This window comes from Bacillus cereus group sp. N24, from assembly GCF_016483345.1.
Lineage (GTDB): Bacteria > Bacillota > Bacilli > Bacillales > Bacillaceae_G > Bacillus_A > Bacillus_A toyonensis.
The window spans coordinates 414,874-429,829 of record NZ_JAEHCA010000002.1 but is presented as its reverse complement, the minus strand read 5'-3'; the positions used below and the strand labels follow the sequence as shown (position 1 = coordinate 429,829).

Here is a 14,956-nt window from a genome sequence, read left to right as displayed (position 1 = left end):
GTAGTTCCTCCTCTGGCATGAAGGAGGAAACAATCTGTTACTCGACTATTTAAAATTAGGAGGAACAGCTTCTTTCCTACCTACATGATGAAATATTAACGTAAAACATATGGGTATCTGGGCCGAATCATCACTTGCCACTGTTCCTCACCTCCGTCCAATTTAATAGTTTCTGAATATGCTATGTTTGTTTCATAGTCAGGTGCATAAAGACATAAAAAAGACCTTTACTCACAACGAGTAAAGGTCTGAATTCACAGTTAAAAAACGTCCACACGAAAGCCTGTTAGTAAACATAGCTAAAAACAGTTTTTGTGTATGACAAAATACATGCACCTCTCCCTCGTTGAGTTTTAGCACTGTATAGCATAGGTACTGGAACCAGCTACGTTAAAAAAGGCCTTCATTCCGACCTTTCCTGTTGACCCATTGGCGTCTCTCGACATTTTTGGGCAGCAGCGTTTCTCTATACAGGAGCCTCACCTAACAGAGACCATATTCAATTACATGTTGAATGTTAGCACTGTAAAATCGTAGTGTCAATATCTTTTTTATCTGTTTTTTTAAAATATTAAATAGATTTATAATAGATATATGGGATGAAATGTATGACATTGATTGTAAATAATGTGGAAAATAAATGTTTGTATAAAAGGGGAATTTGTAATGATATCACAAAAGTTTATTATAAATATTGAGAATCAAAAATGGCTGTTTAATGAGCAGGAGGATTTATGTTCTCACGGAGAAATTTATTTAACTGTGGCTGGAACGATTATTACCCAAGCAGGTATAGATGAAGAATGGGGAATAAGTGAATCAGCTTTAGCTCTGTTACGAACTTTAGATAAAGAATATATTTGTGATATTGAAAATGACGAGGGGCTTATTTTGCACGGATGTGGCACTATGCTAATGTTAGGATGCCCAATTTCAATTCATTGGACTATAAACCATATAGGTGAAAACGTGGTTTTAAAGGACTTTGTCAAAGTTATTTCTACTGCTCAAAAGGCTATATACTATGAAGGGCTTCATATAGAAGTGAATGAAAGTGAATATAGAAAACAAATTGTTTCTTTTGCACTACAAGCAAAAGAATTATTTAATAAATCAAGTGAAAAGATAATTTCAGATGAGTTTGATCAAAGTGTTTATACAGATTTTTGGACGGAATATGATCATTTGTTAAATAAGTATAATAAAAAAGCACTGTAACCAGTGCTTTTTTATTATAGATTACGAGATTGTAGGATTTTCAAAAATAACAATTTCTGAGTTATTTGTTGTTGAAACGCGTTGTGCGTAATATGTTAAAGCTGAAGAAATATATGTTGGTAATGTCTCATTTGTATGTGATGTTGTATATTCATGGATTAATTCTTTTAAAGTCGTCCATTCTAATTGTGCTGGGTGATCAGACACGAAAGAACTTACCCAGCGATCAAATGAAGATGAAAAATCAGTTTGTAAACGAAATACTTCTTTCATAATAAAACGCTCCCTTAAAATGTAGTACAATCATTTTACCACAAAACACGAACGATGGCTAAATTTTTTAAGTATAACGTTCGTATTATATAGTTGTCTAGATGATTGGTTATGTAAATTCAATTTGCCATTTGAAATAACATTCCGTAAGATGAAAGATAGATTATATAAAGAGCTGGAGGAAAGAGAGTGGAATTTGTATTTTTAGGAACTGGTGCAGGTGTTCCTTCAAAAGGAAGGAATGTTTCAGCAATTGCTTTGCAGTTGTTAGAAGAACGAGGACAGACTTGGTTATTTGATTGTGGCGAGGCGACGCAACATCAAATACTACATACGTCTGTACGTCCACGCCGCATTGAAAAAATATTTATTACGCATTTACATGGCGATCATATTTTTGGATTGCCGGGTTTATTGGGTAGCCGTTCGTTTCAAGGTGGAACAACAAAATTAACAGTGTACGGACCAAAAGGAATTAAACAATTTATTGAAGTGGCATTATCAGTAAGTACGACACATGTGAAATATCCACTTGAAATCGTTGAGATAACAGAAGAAGGTACTGTGTTTGAAGATAATGAGTTTTATGTAGAAACGAAAAAATTGTCACATGGCATTGAATGTTTTGGATATCGTATTGTAGAGAAAGATATACAAGGTGTTCTTTTAGTCGATAAATTGCTCGAAATGGGAGTGAAACCAGGGCCAATCTTTAAGCGTTTAAAAGATGGAGAAGTAGTTGTATTAGAGAATGGTACGATACTAAATGGAAAAGATTTTATCGGTCCGCCTCAAAAGGGAAGAATTATTACCATTTTAGGTGATACACGATATTGCGAAGCGAGTAGAGAGCTAGCACAAAATGCTGATGTACTTGTTCATGAAGCAACTTTTGCGGCAGACGATGAACAACAAGCGCATGATTATTTTCATTCCACATCTAAGCAAGCTGCGAGCATTGCACTTCATGCAAATGCGAAACGATTAATATTAACTCACATTAGTTCTCGTTATCAAGGAGATACATATAAGGAATTATTGAAAGAGGCACGAGAGTTATTTCCTAATACAGAAATAGCGACAGATTTAAAATCATTTCCAGTAGAAAAATAATGATTTTTTGAAAAATGGTAACATTAGGTTACCATTTTTTTATGTCTAAAAAATTTTAAAAATAAAACTGTTATTATTTTATACTTAAACTTGGATGATACAGAAACTTAGAATGGTTTGAATATATAGGATAAAAATACGTAATAATGATTATTTAGAAAAACTGTTATATAAGTCAGATGACATACAAGTAATACAAATAGCAGAAAGGGACTTTTATTCAGAACTTTTAAAATTCAACAAAAGTAAGCGTTTTATAAAAAACAAGCTATAATGAGGGCAGATTACAATTTATTATAAGTCACATGCATATTAGTCATTGTCGTAACAAGTGAAGTTGACTAAAACATGAGAGAGTAATATGGAGATTATAATAGGAAAGATATCATTATTTGTACTAAGTCTTTTTTACTTTTTAGCTAAACGGTATGATTAGCTAGTGTAGCTGTTGCAAGTGCTTTAGTAGAAGCTTTTTTAATAATAAGTTGGTGGGAATTTAATTGGTATACCACTCTTTAAAAGAGTTCAGAACATCAGCAGGTAGTCTAGGTTGAGTAGCGGGTGCAAATTTAGTTGTATTAGCAATGGTTATATCACCTGTTTATGCTATGCTTGCAATGGCTTCTGTGTTAAACTTTGGATTGCTACCAGGATTTATTGCTGGTTATCTTATATCGTTTTAAATGAAAGTAATGCTATATTTCTTATGTATTATGGTATCTGGTATTATTTCAGGATATTGGTTCATTTTATTCAAAAACTATCCAATTCGTACAGCGGAACAAATTCGTGGTAGAACTGGAACAGCAACAAATGTGGCAGCTTAATAAAATAGTAGAATAAATTTTTTTCATAGAGGTTTAGGGGGGAGTTATGATGAAGTACCGCTCAGTGTTTGATATTATTGGTCCGGTTATGATTGGTCCATCAAGTTCACATACAGCAGGCGCGGCAAGAATGGGGCAAGTTGCTCGTCAGCTGTTTCGTCATGAGCCAGAGAGAGTTAGCATTTCATTATATGGTTCATTTGCAAAAACATACCGTGGTCACGGTACGGATGTAGCGCTAATCGGTGGAATACTTGGATTTGAAACAGATGATTTACGTATTCCAAGTGCGTTAGATATTGCAAAAGAACGCGGGATTGAAGTGGAATTCATTGAAGAAGATGCAAATGCTCCGCATCCAAATACAGCGAAAATTCGTCTGTATAAAGGTGAAGAGGAAATTGAAGTTGTTGCTTGCTCAATTGGTGGCGGTAAAATTGAAGTTGTAGAATTAAACGGATTCGATCTTCAATTAACAGGCACGAGTCCAGCACTACTTATTGTAAATAACGATCGCTTTGGTGCTATCGCAGCTGTAGCTTCCATTCTTGCGAAACACGAGATTAACATTAGTACAATGAGCGTTTCTCGTAAAGAAAAAGGAAGAAGAGCGCTTATGGTCATTGAAACAGATGAATTGTTAGCAGATGAAGTAATTGAAGAAATAAAAGGGCAACAAAATATTTGTCAAGTAACTATTATGGATTAATTGCAGGGGGGACACACCATGTTTCGGAACGCAGCGGAACTAGTGGCGCAAGCTAAAGAACAAAATGTAAAAATCGCAGAAATTATGATTCAATGTGAAATGGAAACAAGACATATTTCACGTGAAGAAGTAATTGCTGGTATGGAAAAGAACTTAGTCGTGATGGAACAAGCAGTAGAACGTGGTATTCGCGGCGTGAAATCACCAACTGGTTTAACTGGCGGTGATGCTGTAAAAGTTCAAGCGTATATGAAGAGCGGAAAAGGCTTATCTGGAGATACGATTTTGGACGCAGTGAGTAAAGCTGTTGCAACAAATGAAGTAAACGCGGCGATGGGGATTATTTGTGCAACACCAACAGCAGGTTCTGCTGGAACAGTGCCAGGTGTACTGTTTGCACTGAAAGAAAAATTACAACCTACACGTGAAGAAATGATTGAATTTTTATTTACAGCAGGAGCTTTCGGTATGGTAGTTGCGAATAATGCTTGTATTTCTGGTGCGGCAGGAGGATGCCAAGCAGAAGTTGGTTCAGCAAGTGGAATGGCAGCGGCAGCAGCAGTTGAGATGGCTGGTGGAACACCAGATCAAGCAGCTACAGCGATGGCAATTTCATTAAAGAATATGCTTGGTTTAGTGTGCGATCCTGTTGCAGGACTTGTAGAAGTACCTTGTGTAAAGCGTAATGCAGCGGGTGCTTCAAATGCGATGATTTCAGCGGATTTATCATTAGCTGGTGTTACGAGTACAATTCCATGTGATGAAGTGATTGAGGCAATGTTTAGAATCGGACAAACGATGCCAGTAGCACTTCGTGAAACAGCTGAAGGCGGGCTTGCAGCAACACCGACAGGTCGTCGTCTACAAGAAGAGATTTTTGGAAAGAGTAATAACTAAAAGTATATGATGATAAAAAATGGAGCTCAAGTAAGATTGAGCTCCATTTTTATTTTTCTTTTGTGAGTTGTTCTAATGTTTTTCCAAGATCATGTGATCGTTTCGTTGCCTGTGTAATACAAGAAACGAGTGCTTGTTGAAATTTATTTTCCTGTAATACTTCAATGCCTGCTTCGGTAGTTCCGCCAGGAGATGTAATTTCCTTTCGCAAAACAGAAGGGTGTTTTTCGCTTGCTTTTAGCATTTCAGCAGCACCAATCATCGTCTGAAGAATAAGCGATTTTGCAACATCTTCTTTTAAACCAATTTTTTTTGCGGCGTCTTCCATCGCCTCTACTACGTAATAAATATAAGCTGGTCCACTTCCAGACAATGCAGTGACAGCATGCATATCTTCTTCCTCTACAACAGAGACGAGACCGACCGTTTCAAATAAAGATTTTGCAGTTTGAATATGTTCCGCTGTTGTATGTTTTGAAGGCGAAATAGCGGTAGCTGATTTTAAAATAGCGGCAGATGTATTTGGCATTGCACGAATGATCGGAACGTTTTTTTGAAGTAGGTTTCTAATCGAGTGAGTAGAAACACCTGCTAATAACGAAATAATAAGCAAATCCTTATTTATATATTCTTTAAGAGGGGTAAGCGCTTCTGCAACATCCTTTGGTTTCATTGCTAGAAAAAGAATATTTGTATTAGCAAGTAGTTCTTTTTTGTTATGCGTACCTTTGACACCATATTTTGTATGTAGCTCTTGTAACCTTGTCTCGTTAGAACGATTACTTACGGTAATTTGTTCTCCTTTAACTACATTTGCGTGTAACAATCCACCAATAATCGCTTCGGCAATAGAGCCTGCACCGAGAAAGGATATGTTTTGAATAGACATGATGTTCCTCCTTTAAACTTGGTTAGAAATACTTATAAATGTACATACATTCGGTTTTTTATAGAAAACACCTCTTTTTATCTGAAAATAATGACAAATTTATGTAGAAGTTGTAAACTGAAGAGGTATTCATTTTTGAACCGGAAAGAGTCAGGGGGGCTAAGCATGACGGCGATTCACCGAATGGAGATTCCTGTGCCATTTGCAGTTGAGACTGTGAATGTGTTTTTAGTTGAGGGGGAGACATTAACATTAATTGATACAGGGACGAATACAGAAGAGGCAAAAAATGCGTTAGAAAGTCAATTAGGTGCATTAGGTTATACGATAGCAGATATTGAAACGGTAGTGATTACGCATCATCATGCGGATCATTGTGGACTTTTAAATATATTTTCTGAGAAAACGAATATTATTGGACACCCTTGGAATGAGCCGTGGATCACGCAAAATCCAGAGTTTTTAAAGTGGTATCATGAGTTTTTTAGAGAGACAGCCTTGCAGTTCGGTGTTCCAGCAGCATTTTTGAAAGACGAGGCATTATTGACGACAAAGACACTTAAATATTCTTGCAATAGATCGTTAACACATACTGTGAGAGAGGGAGATCGCATTGATTCTTTGCCTGGATTTACAGTAATTGAAACCCCAGGCCATGCTTCTACTCATATTTCTTTATATAGAGAATCCGATGGAATATTAATTGGTGGGGATGCTCTCATTAGTCATATTTCTTCGAATCCAATATTAGAACCACCATATGAAGGGCAAACGGAAAGAGCACGTCCATTACTACAATACAATCAAACGTTAAAACGTTTAAGTGAAATGAATATTTCACGTATTTTATCAGGGCATGGGGAAGATGTTCTAAATGTGAAACAACTTATTGAAACGAGGTTACAAAAGCAAGAAACACGTGCATTTAAAGTACTTGAGTTATTAAAGGAAAAACCGATGACAGCATTTGAAGTATGTGTGAAGCTATTTCCAGTATTATATAAAGAACAATTGCCGCTTACTATCTCCGAAACTGTTGGACAATTAGACTTTTTAGCATATAATCAACAAGTGATGATTGATGAATCTTCGCAACAATTGATTTATTATGCAAAGTAGGTGACAGCAATGACAGGACGTTTACAAGAAAAAGTAATCGTCATTACAGGTGCTTCTAGTGGAATTGGAGAGCAAGTTGCAATGCAAGTTGCAGAGCAGGGAGCGACTCCAGTATTAATGGCTCGAACAGAGGAGAAACTACAAGCGTTAGCAGACAAAATAAAAAAAACTTATAATACGCCTTGCTATTATTATGTATTAGACGTAAGTGAAGAGACGAAAGTAAAATCTGTTTTTTCAAAGGTATTACAAGAAGTGGGACGTATTGATATATTGGTAAACAATGCGGGTTTTGGTATTTTTAAAACGTTTGAAGAGGCATCAATGGATGAAGTAAAGGATATGTTCCAAGTAAATGTATTTGGACTAGTGGCTTGTACGAAAGTGGTATTACCTTATATGGTAAAAAGAAACGAAGGACATATTATTAATATAGCTTCACTTGCTGGGAAAATTGCAACTCCGAAATCGAGTGCTTATGCAGCAACGAAACATGCCGTATTAGGGTTTACGAATAGTTTGCGCATGGAATTATCCAATACAGATATTTATGTAACAGCAATTAACCCAGGACCGATAGATACGAACTTTTTTGAAATAGCTGATCAATCTGGTACATATGTAAAAAATATGGGACGTTACATGTTAAAACCAACATATGTAGCAGAACAAATCGTAAAGGCGATGCAAACGAAAAAACGTGAAGTGAATTTGCCGAAGTGGATGGGAATGGGGCCTAAGCTCTATGCGTTATTCCCTGGTTTATTTGAACGTGTAGCGGGAAAATCATTAAGTAAAAAATAGGAGATTTCCATATGGAAATCTCCTGTTTTTTTATTTTCCAGTCACATAATCGTAAACGGTATCCTCAATTGCCTCGTATACGTCAATTTCATTATTCGAATGAATAATCGCTTGAATATGTTTCACTAACATTTCCTGATCCTCTTTTGATACAGGATTGCATTGATATTGCTGAAAACTTTTTATAATCATTTTCTCAATTAACTTTTCGTTCATATTTTTCCCCGCCTGTATGTACGTATGTATTGTTTTATTGTACTTGAAGTGAAATAAAAAAACTACCATGCACTATTTTTGTATAAAAATTCGGTTGAGTATATTATTTTTCTAGTAAAATTAAGTTTTTTAGTTTTAAAAAATTTATAAATATTTAATTGACTCTATAAATATACAATATTATAATCATACTTAATTTAAAGAATCAATATGAGGAGGAACTTATGAAAGTCGCAATTATTGGAGCAACTGGATATGGAGGTATTGAATTAATTCGGTTATTAGAGCAGCATCCGTATTTTTCGATAGCATCTCTCCATTCTTTTTCGCAAGTTGGTGAGTGTATAGCGAATGTATATCCACATTTTCGAAATATCCTTGTCCATACGTTACAAGAAATTGATGTGGAGGAAATAGAGAAGGAAGCAGAAATTGTATTTTTAGCAACCCCAGCAGGTGTATCGGCAGAATTAACTCCAAAATTATTACAGGTAGGTTTAAAAGTAATTGACCTATCTGGAGACTTTCGTATGATAGATCCCTCGTCATATGAACTGTGGTATAAAAGGCCAGCTGCACAAGAAGAAATTCTTAGGAAAGCAGTATATGGGCTAAGTGAATGGAAAAGGTCTGAGGTTCAAAATGCAGATTTAATTGCAAACCCAGGATGTTTTGCTACAGCTGTATTATTAGCGATAGCGCCGTTAACGCGTAGCGGCATAATTGAAGAAGATTCCATTATTATTGATGCGAAATCAGGAGTATCTGGAGCGGGCAAAACGCCAACAACAATGGCTCACTTTCCTGAGTTATATGATAACTTACACATTTATAAAGTTAATCAGCATCAGCATATTCCTGAGATTGAGCAAATGCTTGCAGAGTGGAATAGTGAAATGAAGCCAATCACGTTTAGTACACATTTAATACCGATATCACGGGGGATTATGATTACACTTTATGCGAAAGTGAAAAAGGAAATGAAAATAGAGCAGCTTCAAAAATTGTATGAAGAAACGTATGAATACTCAGCTTTCGTTCGAGTTCGCTCTCATGGAGAATTTCCAAGTCCGAAAGAAGTAAGGGGCTCAAATTATTGTGATATTGGGGTAGCTTACGATGAAAGAACAGAAAGAGTTACAGTCGTTTCTGTTATAGACAATATGATGAAAGGTGCGGCTGGGCAAGCGATTCAAAACGCAAATGTATTAGCGGGATTGGAAGAGACAACAGGTTTACAGCATATGCCGCTTTATCCATAAGGGGGACATGATGATTAAAGTAGCGTCTATTACAAAATTAGAAAGTGGTTCAATTGTAACGCCGAAAGGCTTTTCGGCAATCGGTACTAGCAATGGTTTGAAAAAGGAGAAAAAGGATTTAGGTGCAATCGTTTGTGACGTACCAGCATCGTGCGCCGCTGTTTATACAACAAATCAAATACAAGCAGCACCCCTGCAAGTAACGAAAGATAGTATAGCAACTGAAGGGAAATTACAAGCAATTATCGTTAATAGCGGAAATGCAAATGCTTGTACAGGAATGAAAGGGCTACAAGATGCTTACGAGATACGAACATTAGGGGCAGAACACTTTGGTGTAAAAGAAAATTACGTTGCGGTCGGTTCAACTGGTGTAATTGGAGTACCTTTACCGATGGATAGCATCCGCAAGGGAGTTACATCTCTTATACCGACAAAAGAAGTAAGTGAAGCTCATTCTTTTTGTGAAGCAATTTTAACGACGGATCTTATAACGAAAGAAACTTGTTATGAGATGATTATTGATGGAAAAGAAGTGACTATCGCTGGTGTTGCTAAAGGTTCAGGAATGATTCATCCGAATATGGCAACGATGCTTAGTTTTATTACAACAGATGCCAATATAGAGCATGAAGTATTGCAAACAGCATTATCACAAATTACGAATCATACATTTAACCAAATTACGGTAGATGGAGATACTTCTACAAATGATATGGTCATTGTTATGGCAAGTGGATTGTCGGAAACGAAACCAATCAATATGGAACACACAGATTGGGAAACTTTCGTATTTACTTTACAGAAGGTATGTGAAGATTTAGCAAAAAAAATTGCACAAGATGGTGAAGGTGCTACGAAGTTAATAGAAGTAAATGTGCTAGGGGCTAAAGCGAGTGAAGAGGCAAAGAAAATTGCAAAGCAAATAGTTGGTTCAAGTCTTGTGAAAACCGCAATACACGGTGAAGACCCAAATTGGGGGCGAATTATTAGCAGTATTGGACAAAGTGAAGTAACGATTAATCCAAATACAATTGATATTACTCTTCAATCTATCGTTGTGCTAAAAAATAGTGAACCTCAAATATTTTCTGAAGAGGAAATGAAAAAGAAATTAAAAGAACATGAAATTATTATTGATGTGTATTTACATGTAGGAAAAGAGACCGGATCAGCTTGGGGATGCGACTTAAGTTATGATTATGTAAAAATAAACGCTTGTTATCGTACATAAGGAGAGAGAAGATGAGTGATTATATCGTAATTAAATGCGGCGGTAGCATGTTGGATCAATTAAATGATGTGTTTTTTGATTGTATAAAGAAATTGCAACAGAAGTATAAGGTAGTGATTGTCCATGGTGGTGGCCCAGAAATTGATGCCAAATTAAAAGAGTGTCATATCAAAGTGGAAAAAAGAGATGGATTACGAGTAACACCAAAAGAAGTGATGGATGTTGTTCAAATGGTGCTATGTGGTAGTACAAATAAAAAGTTTGTAATGAATTTACAAAAGCATAATTTACTGGCCGTAGGGCTTTCAGGGTGTGACGGTAATTTACTTCAAGTTCAACCTGTCAGCGAAGAAATAGGATATGTAGGAGAGGTAAGTTATGTAGAAACAACCTTATTAAAAAAATTAATAGATATGAATTATATTCCTGTTATTGCCCCAATCGGAATAAATGGTAATGAGGTGTATAACATAAATGCGGATACTGCTGCAGCTGGGATTGCGGATGCGCTATCCGCAAAAGAACTTATTTTCATTACAGATGTAGATGGGATATTACATGAAGGGAAATTGGTAAAGAAAACAGATGAGTCTGAAATTGCAACTTTTATAGAAAAAGGTGTTATTACAGGCGGGATGATTCCGAAAGTACAGGCGGCACTTACATCATTAAAAATGGGAGTACAAAAGGTAAGTATTGTGAATGGCACAAAGGATTTTACTGAGGTCACAGGCGAGTGTATCGGAACGACGGTAACGAAAGGCGTGAGTATTGTATGACGAGTCATCTTTTTCAAACGTATGGAAGAAGAAACGTTGAGTTTGTAAAGGGGAATGGAACGAAAGTTATTGATAAACATGGTAAGCAATATGTAGATTTCACTTCCGGTATTGGAGTATGTAATTTAGGACATTGTCATCCTACTGTTGTAAAGGCGGTTGAAAAGCAACTTGGAGACATATGGCATATATCGAATTTATTTACAAACTCCTTACAAGAAGAGGTTGCATCGTTAGTAACAGAAAATACAGCATTAGATTATGTGTTTTTTTGTAATAGCGGGGCAGAGGCGAATGAAGCAGCTTTAAAGCTAGCTCGTAAGCATACTGGAAAATCTCTAGTCGTAACATGTGAGCAGTCTTTTCACGGTAGAACATTTGGAACGATGAGTGCAACAGGTCAAGATAAGGTGAAAGAAGGGTTTGGTCCACTACTTCCGTCTTTTTTACATATCCCTTTTAACGATATACAAGCATTAGAGGAAGTAATGAATGAAGAAGTTGCGGCAGTAATGATAGAAGTTGTTCAAGGAGAGGGCGGAGTCATACTAGCTGATCCGTTTTTTTTGGAAGAAATCGAAATATTATGTAATAAGTACGGTTCTCTATTTATTATAGACGAAGTACAAACGGGTATAGGAAGAACCGGAACACTATTCGCTTACGAACAGATGGGAATAAAACCTGATATCGTTACTATCGCTAAGGCTCTTGGAAATGGTATTCCCGTTGGAGCAGTAATTGGTAGGAAAGAACTGGGCTCTTCTTTTAATGCGGGATCACACGGTTCAACTTTTGGAGGGAATTATATTGCGATGACTGCTGCGAAAGAAGTGTTACAGGTAAGCAAGGAACCATCCTTTTTAAAAGACGTACAGGAAAAGGGCGAATACGTATTAAAGAGATTGCAAGAAGAGTTATGTCATGTCGAATGTATTCAAAATATTCGTGGCAAGGGGCTTATGATTGGAATCGAATGTAAGCATGAAGTTTCAAATTTTATAGAACAACTTGAAAAAGACGGGCTACTCGTATTACAAGCAGGGCCTAATGTCATAAGACTATTACCGCCACTCATTGTAACGAATGAAGAGTTAGAACAGGCAGTATATATGATAAAAAAAGTAGTTTGTACAAAAAACGTATCAATCATATAAGGGGGAAATTTCATGTCAACTGTACAAGTACCGAAATTAAATACGAAAGATCTTTTAACACTAGAAGAATTAACGAAAGAAGAAATTATTTCTTTAATTGAGTTCGCTATATATTTAAAAAAGAATAAGCAAGAGCCTTTATTACAAGGTAAAATATTAGGGCTTATCTTTGATAAACATTCAACTCGTACTCGTGTATCTTTTGAAGCAGGAATGGTACAGCTCGGAGGACATGGAATGTTTTTAAGTGGGAAGGAGATGCAAATCGGAAGAGGAGAGACCGTTTCTGATACTGCGAAAGTACTGTCTCATTATATTGATGGGATTATGATACGTACATTCTCACACGCGGATGTAGAAGAGCTGGCAAAAGAATCGAGCATTCCTGTTATTAATGGATTAACGGATGATCATCATCCTTGTCAAGCATTAGCAGATTTAATGACGATATATGAAGAAGTGAATACATTTAAAGGAATTAAATTGGCTTATGTAGGTGATGGGAATAATGTGTGTCATTCGTTACTGTTAGCGAGTGCAAAAGTCGGAATGAATATGACTGTGGCAACACCCGTAGGGTATGAACCGAATGAGGAAATTGTTAAAAAAGCGTTAGCGATTGCTAAAGAAACAGGCGCTGAAATTGAAATTTTGCATAATCCTGAATTAGCGGTACAGGAAGCAGATTTTATTTATACTGATGTTTGGATGAGTATGGGGCAAGATGGAGAAGTAGAGAAATATACTTTATTTCAACCTTATCAAATCAATAAAGAACTTGTTATGCATGCAAAGCAAACATATCGTTTCTTACACTGTTTACCTGCTCATCGTGAAGAAGAAGTAACAGGAGAAATTATTGATGGACCACAGTCTATCGTTTTTGAGCAAGCTGGTAATCGATTACATGCTCAAAAAGCATTATTAGTAAGTTTATTTAATAATGTAGAAGAACCTTCCTAAAAGGAAGGTTTTTTATATTAAAATGTCGGATGTATATTTGGTTAATCATTTTTATATCATTTATAATAGAAAGAGAAAACTAAATTTGTTATTCAGTACGTGTAAGGACATACTACATATAAAATATAGTTAAAGAGATGATGAGAGTGAAAACAACTAAGCAAACATATTCGTTTTTTCAGCGGATGTGGAGAATATTAAAGTTTCAATATTATAAGTTGCTTCGATCGCCAGAAGGAGCAAAGAAAGTGTCGTTAGGTTTTGCTATTGGTTTTGGTTTAGAAATGTTAGTAATTTATACAGCATCGCTCGTATATGTAATATTTTATCCAATCGTTCGATTAGCAAAAGGATCATTTCCTGCTGCAGTTATTGGCAATATTATTGGGAAAATATCGTTTCTCCCAGTGTTTTTATTTCCGCTTGCGTATGCGCTAGGGAAAATGATTTATCCATTTCATGTACAACAAATACATCATGAACCATTTACGATATCGGACTTGTTTTCAAGTCACATTTTTACGATGTTAAAGAGCTTATTACAGAGTGAAGTATATGTATTAATTGGAATGACGATTTTAGGAGTTGTGTTCGGTGTAGTTTCATATTTCGTAGTGCATTATTTATATGAAAAGAATCGTAAGTTACGTTTGAAGAACAGAAAGAAAAAAGTGAGAGAACCACTTGTACAAATATAAAGAATGGCACATTCATTTTCTCCTTTGAATATGTTTAAGAAAAAGGGGGAGAGAATGGATGTATTATTACTATGTACCTCAAGTATACCCATATACAAATTATTATCCGGTAAATGATATGAGACAGCAAGTTGGAGTGTATCAACAGCAACAATTTCAGCAATTGCCACAAATACCACCACAACAACCTACGCAAGATCAAAAACCATATTTAACGACATGGCCATATTCAAATGTATACTACGGTAATTATTATGAATCATAAAGCTGCTTCTATTTAGAAGCAGCTTTATGCGTTTGTTTTCAAAATTAAATTTTGAATGGTTTGAAGAGATTGAATGAGCTTTTCGCGCTCTTCCTCAGATAATGTTTGGAAATTTTCTTTTAGTTTGTCTAAAATGAATTGCTGATACTGATTTACTAATAATTTCCCTTCAGCTGTTAGAGAAATTAAAATGACCCGTCGATCTTTTTCGCTATAATGACGCTCTATTAGTTCCTCTTGAATAAGTTTGTTTAATAGAGGTGTCATGTTAGGCCTTGAAATCGCTAGCCGCTTGCCGATTTCGGAAACTGCTAATGTGCCATTTTCATGCAAAAGTAGTAATACTTGTGTATGTGATGGCGGCATATGTCTTTGAGAAGAAAATTCTCCAGGAAGCATAAATTTGCGATAAAAAAGAGGCACTAGCGAAAGAAGATGATCAACAATACGTTCCCACTCGCGTGATTCCATATAAAGGCCCCCTTCCACTTTCATTGTAACAAAAAAGACATGGTATAAAAATAGAATTGTTT

Annotated in this window: 18 protein-coding genes and 1 riboswitch; of the genes, 14 read left to right on the top strand and 4 right to left on the bottom strand. The window is 35.9% G+C overall.

Annotated features, from left to right (window positions below; genetic code table 11):
* Positions 1 to 330 precede the first annotated feature (330 nt).
* Positions 331 to 498, bottom strand: a riboswitch (M-box (ykoK) riboswitch).
* A 168-nt stretch (positions 499 to 666) separates the two neighbouring features.
* Entirely contained in the window at positions 667 to 1,218 is a 552-nt protein-coding gene (locus tag JDS95_RS05190) for a hypothetical protein (protein WP_199690310.1), read from the top strand.
* A gap of 21 nt (positions 1,219 to 1,239) precedes the next feature.
* Here the strand turns inward: JDS95_RS05190 and JDS95_RS05185 are convergent, their stop codons facing one another.
* Positions 1,240 to 1,491: a DUF3932 family protein gene (locus JDS95_RS05185; RefSeq protein ID WP_000665711.1), complete on the bottom strand. Its 252-nt coding sequence runs from the start codon at positions 1,489 to 1,491 to the stop codon at positions 1,240 to 1,242.
* Between the two features lie 189 nt (positions 1,492 to 1,680).
* On the opposite strand from JDS95_RS05185, the gene rnz reads away from it, so the two are divergent.
* The 4 genes from rnz to sdaAA all read left to right on the top strand — a co-directional run bounded on the left by rnz (position 1,681) and on the right by sdaAA (position 5,037).
* Entirely contained in the window at positions 1,681 to 2,604 is a 924-nt protein-coding gene (gene rnz, locus JDS95_RS05180; RefSeq protein ID WP_199690309.1) for a ribonuclease Z, read from the top strand.
* A gap of 683 nt (positions 2,605 to 3,287) precedes the next feature.
* On the top strand, positions 3,288 to 3,431 hold the full coding sequence (locus tag JDS95_RS05175; protein WP_000867046.1) for a hypothetical protein: 144 nt from the start codon (positions 3,288 to 3,290) through the stop codon (positions 3,429 to 3,431).
* 49 nt (positions 3,432 to 3,480) lie between these two features.
* On the top strand, positions 3,481 to 4,140 hold the full coding sequence (gene sdaAB, locus JDS95_RS05170; RefSeq protein ID WP_000877455.1) for an L-serine ammonia-lyase, iron-sulfur-dependent subunit beta: 660 nt from the start codon (positions 3,481 to 3,483) through the stop codon (positions 4,138 to 4,140).
* An 18-nt stretch (positions 4,141 to 4,158) separates the two neighbouring features.
* A complete protein-coding gene (gene sdaAA, locus JDS95_RS05165; protein ID WP_000489451.1) occupies positions 4,159 to 5,037 on the top strand; it encodes an L-serine ammonia-lyase, iron-sulfur-dependent, subunit alpha in 879 nt (292 codons plus the stop codon).
* 49 nt (positions 5,038 to 5,086) lie between these two features.
* On the opposite strand, the gene proI is transcribed toward sdaAA, so the two are convergent.
* Positions 5,087 to 5,926 carry a pyrroline-5-carboxylate reductase ProI gene (gene proI / locus JDS95_RS05160; RefSeq protein WP_000027277.1) on the bottom strand — a complete coding sequence of 280 codons (840 nt, stop codon included), beginning with the start codon at positions 5,924 to 5,926 and terminating at the stop codon, positions 5,087 to 5,089.
* A 165-nt stretch (positions 5,927 to 6,091) separates the two neighbouring features.
* Here proI and JDS95_RS05155 point away from each other — a divergent pair, with 165 nt between their 5' ends.
* Positions 6,092 to 7,045: an MBL fold metallo-hydrolase gene (locus JDS95_RS05155; RefSeq protein WP_199690308.1), complete on the top strand. Its 954-nt coding sequence runs from the start codon at positions 6,092 to 6,094 to the stop codon at positions 7,043 to 7,045.
* 9 nt (positions 7,046 to 7,054) lie between these two features.
* Complete coding sequence (locus tag JDS95_RS05150; protein ID WP_199690306.1) at positions 7,055 to 7,849, top strand: SDR family oxidoreductase; 795 nt, start codon at positions 7,055 to 7,057, stop codon at positions 7,847 to 7,849.
* Positions 7,850 to 7,879: 30 nt separating this feature from the next.
* On the opposite strand, the gene JDS95_RS05145 is transcribed toward JDS95_RS05150, so the two are convergent.
* Positions 7,880 to 8,065, bottom strand: coding sequence for a YqzH family protein (locus JDS95_RS05145; RefSeq protein ID WP_001003213.1), 186 nt, complete (start codon positions 8,063 to 8,065; stop codon positions 7,880 to 7,882).
* Positions 8,066 to 8,289: 224 nt separating this feature from the next.
* On the opposite strand from JDS95_RS05145, the gene argC reads away from it, so the two are divergent.
* From argC to JDS95_RS05110, 7 genes are all read left to right on the top strand, one after another.
* Positions 8,290 to 9,327, top strand: coding sequence for an N-acetyl-gamma-glutamyl-phosphate reductase (argC, locus tag JDS95_RS05140; RefSeq protein WP_097837450.1), 1,038 nt, complete (start codon positions 8,290 to 8,292; stop codon positions 9,325 to 9,327).
* A gap of 10 nt (positions 9,328 to 9,337) precedes the next feature.
* Positions 9,338 to 10,561 carry a bifunctional glutamate N-acetyltransferase/amino-acid acetyltransferase ArgJ gene (gene argJ / locus JDS95_RS05135; RefSeq protein WP_000598404.1) on the top strand — a complete coding sequence of 408 codons (1,224 nt, stop codon included), beginning with the start codon at positions 9,338 to 9,340 and terminating at the stop codon, positions 10,559 to 10,561.
* Between the two features lie 11 nt (positions 10,562 to 10,572).
* Positions 10,573 to 11,340: an acetylglutamate kinase gene (gene argB / locus JDS95_RS05130; RefSeq protein ID WP_001286769.1), complete on the top strand. Its 768-nt coding sequence runs from the start codon at positions 10,573 to 10,575 to the stop codon at positions 11,338 to 11,340.
* Positions 11,337 to 12,497 carry an acetylornithine transaminase gene (locus JDS95_RS05125; RefSeq protein WP_000200527.1) on the top strand — a complete coding sequence of 387 codons (1,161 nt, stop codon included), beginning with the start codon at positions 11,337 to 11,339 and terminating at the stop codon, positions 12,495 to 12,497. The genes argB and JDS95_RS05125 overlap by 4 nt, the downstream gene beginning before the upstream one ends.
* Positions 12,498 to 12,509: 12 nt before the next feature.
* Positions 12,510 to 13,460 carry an ornithine carbamoyltransferase gene (gene argF / locus JDS95_RS05120; protein ID WP_000108848.1) on the top strand — a complete coding sequence of 317 codons (951 nt, stop codon included), beginning with the start codon at positions 12,510 to 12,512 and terminating at the stop codon, positions 13,458 to 13,460.
* Between the two features lie 137 nt (positions 13,461 to 13,597).
* Positions 13,598 to 14,158 (top strand): DUF2062 domain-containing protein, encoded by a 561-nt coding sequence (locus JDS95_RS05115; protein ID WP_002044856.1) that lies wholly within the window; start codon positions 13,598 to 13,600, stop codon positions 14,156 to 14,158.
* Between the two features lie 58 nt (positions 14,159 to 14,216).
* Positions 14,217 to 14,423 carry a hypothetical protein gene (locus tag JDS95_RS05110; protein WP_000291941.1) on the top strand — a complete coding sequence of 69 codons (207 nt, stop codon included), beginning with the start codon at positions 14,217 to 14,219 and terminating at the stop codon, positions 14,421 to 14,423.
* A 24-nt stretch (positions 14,424 to 14,447) separates the two neighbouring features.
* Here JDS95_RS05110 and JDS95_RS05105 read toward each other — a convergent pair whose 3' ends face one another.
* Entirely contained in the window at positions 14,448 to 14,894 is a 447-nt protein-coding gene (locus tag JDS95_RS05105) for a MarR family winged helix-turn-helix transcriptional regulator (RefSeq protein ID WP_000445820.1), read from the bottom strand.
* Positions 14,895 to 14,956: the final 62 nt, after the last annotated feature.

Coding starts and splice junctions, on each gene's coding strand:
- JDS95_RS05155 (WP_199690308.1), top strand. CDS start 6,092: ATGACGGCGATTCACCGAATGGAGATTCCTGTGCCATTTGCAGTTGAG.
- JDS95_RS05105 (WP_000445820.1), bottom strand. CDS start 14,894: ATGGAATCACGCGAGTGGGAACGTATTGTTGATCATCTTCTTTCGCTA.
- JDS95_RS05145 (WP_001003213.1), bottom strand. CDS start 8,065: ATGAACGAAAAGTTAATTGAGAAAATGATTATAAAAAGTTTTCAGCAA.
- JDS95_RS05185 (WP_000665711.1), bottom strand. CDS start 1,491: ATGAAAGAAGTATTTCGTTTACAAACTGATTTTTCATCTTCATTTGAT.
- sdaAB (WP_000877455.1), top strand. CDS start 3,481: ATGAAGTACCGCTCAGTGTTTGATATTATTGGTCCGGTTATGATTGGT.
- proI (WP_000027277.1), bottom strand. CDS start 5,926: ATGTCTATTCAAAACATATCCTTTCTCGGTGCAGGCTCTATTGCCGAA.
- argC (WP_097837450.1), top strand. CDS start 8,290: ATGAAAGTCGCAATTATTGGAGCAACTGGATATGGAGGTATTGAATTA.
- argF (WP_000108848.1), top strand. CDS start 12,510: ATGTCAACTGTACAAGTACCGAAATTAAATACGAAAGATCTTTTAACA.
- JDS95_RS05150 (WP_199690306.1), top strand. CDS start 7,055: ATGACAGGACGTTTACAAGAAAAAGTAATCGTCATTACAGGTGCTTCT.
- JDS95_RS05110 (WP_000291941.1), top strand. CDS start 14,217: ATGTATTATTACTATGTACCTCAAGTATACCCATATACAAATTATTAT.
- argB (WP_001286769.1), top strand. CDS start 10,573: ATGAGTGATTATATCGTAATTAAATGCGGCGGTAGCATGTTGGATCAA.
- argJ (WP_000598404.1), top strand. CDS start 9,338: ATGATTAAAGTAGCGTCTATTACAAAATTAGAAAGTGGTTCAATTGTA.
- JDS95_RS05125 (WP_000200527.1), top strand. CDS start 11,337: ATGACGAGTCATCTTTTTCAAACGTATGGAAGAAGAAACGTTGAGTTT.
- JDS95_RS05190 (WP_199690310.1), top strand. CDS start 667: ATGATATCACAAAAGTTTATTATAAATATTGAGAATCAAAAATGGCTG.
- JDS95_RS05115 (WP_002044856.1), top strand. CDS start 13,598: ATGATGAGAGTGAAAACAACTAAGCAAACATATTCGTTTTTTCAGCGG.
- JDS95_RS05175 (WP_000867046.1), top strand. CDS start 3,288: ATGAAAGTAATGCTATATTTCTTATGTATTATGGTATCTGGTATTATT.
- sdaAA (WP_000489451.1), top strand. CDS start 4,159: ATGTTTCGGAACGCAGCGGAACTAGTGGCGCAAGCTAAAGAACAAAAT.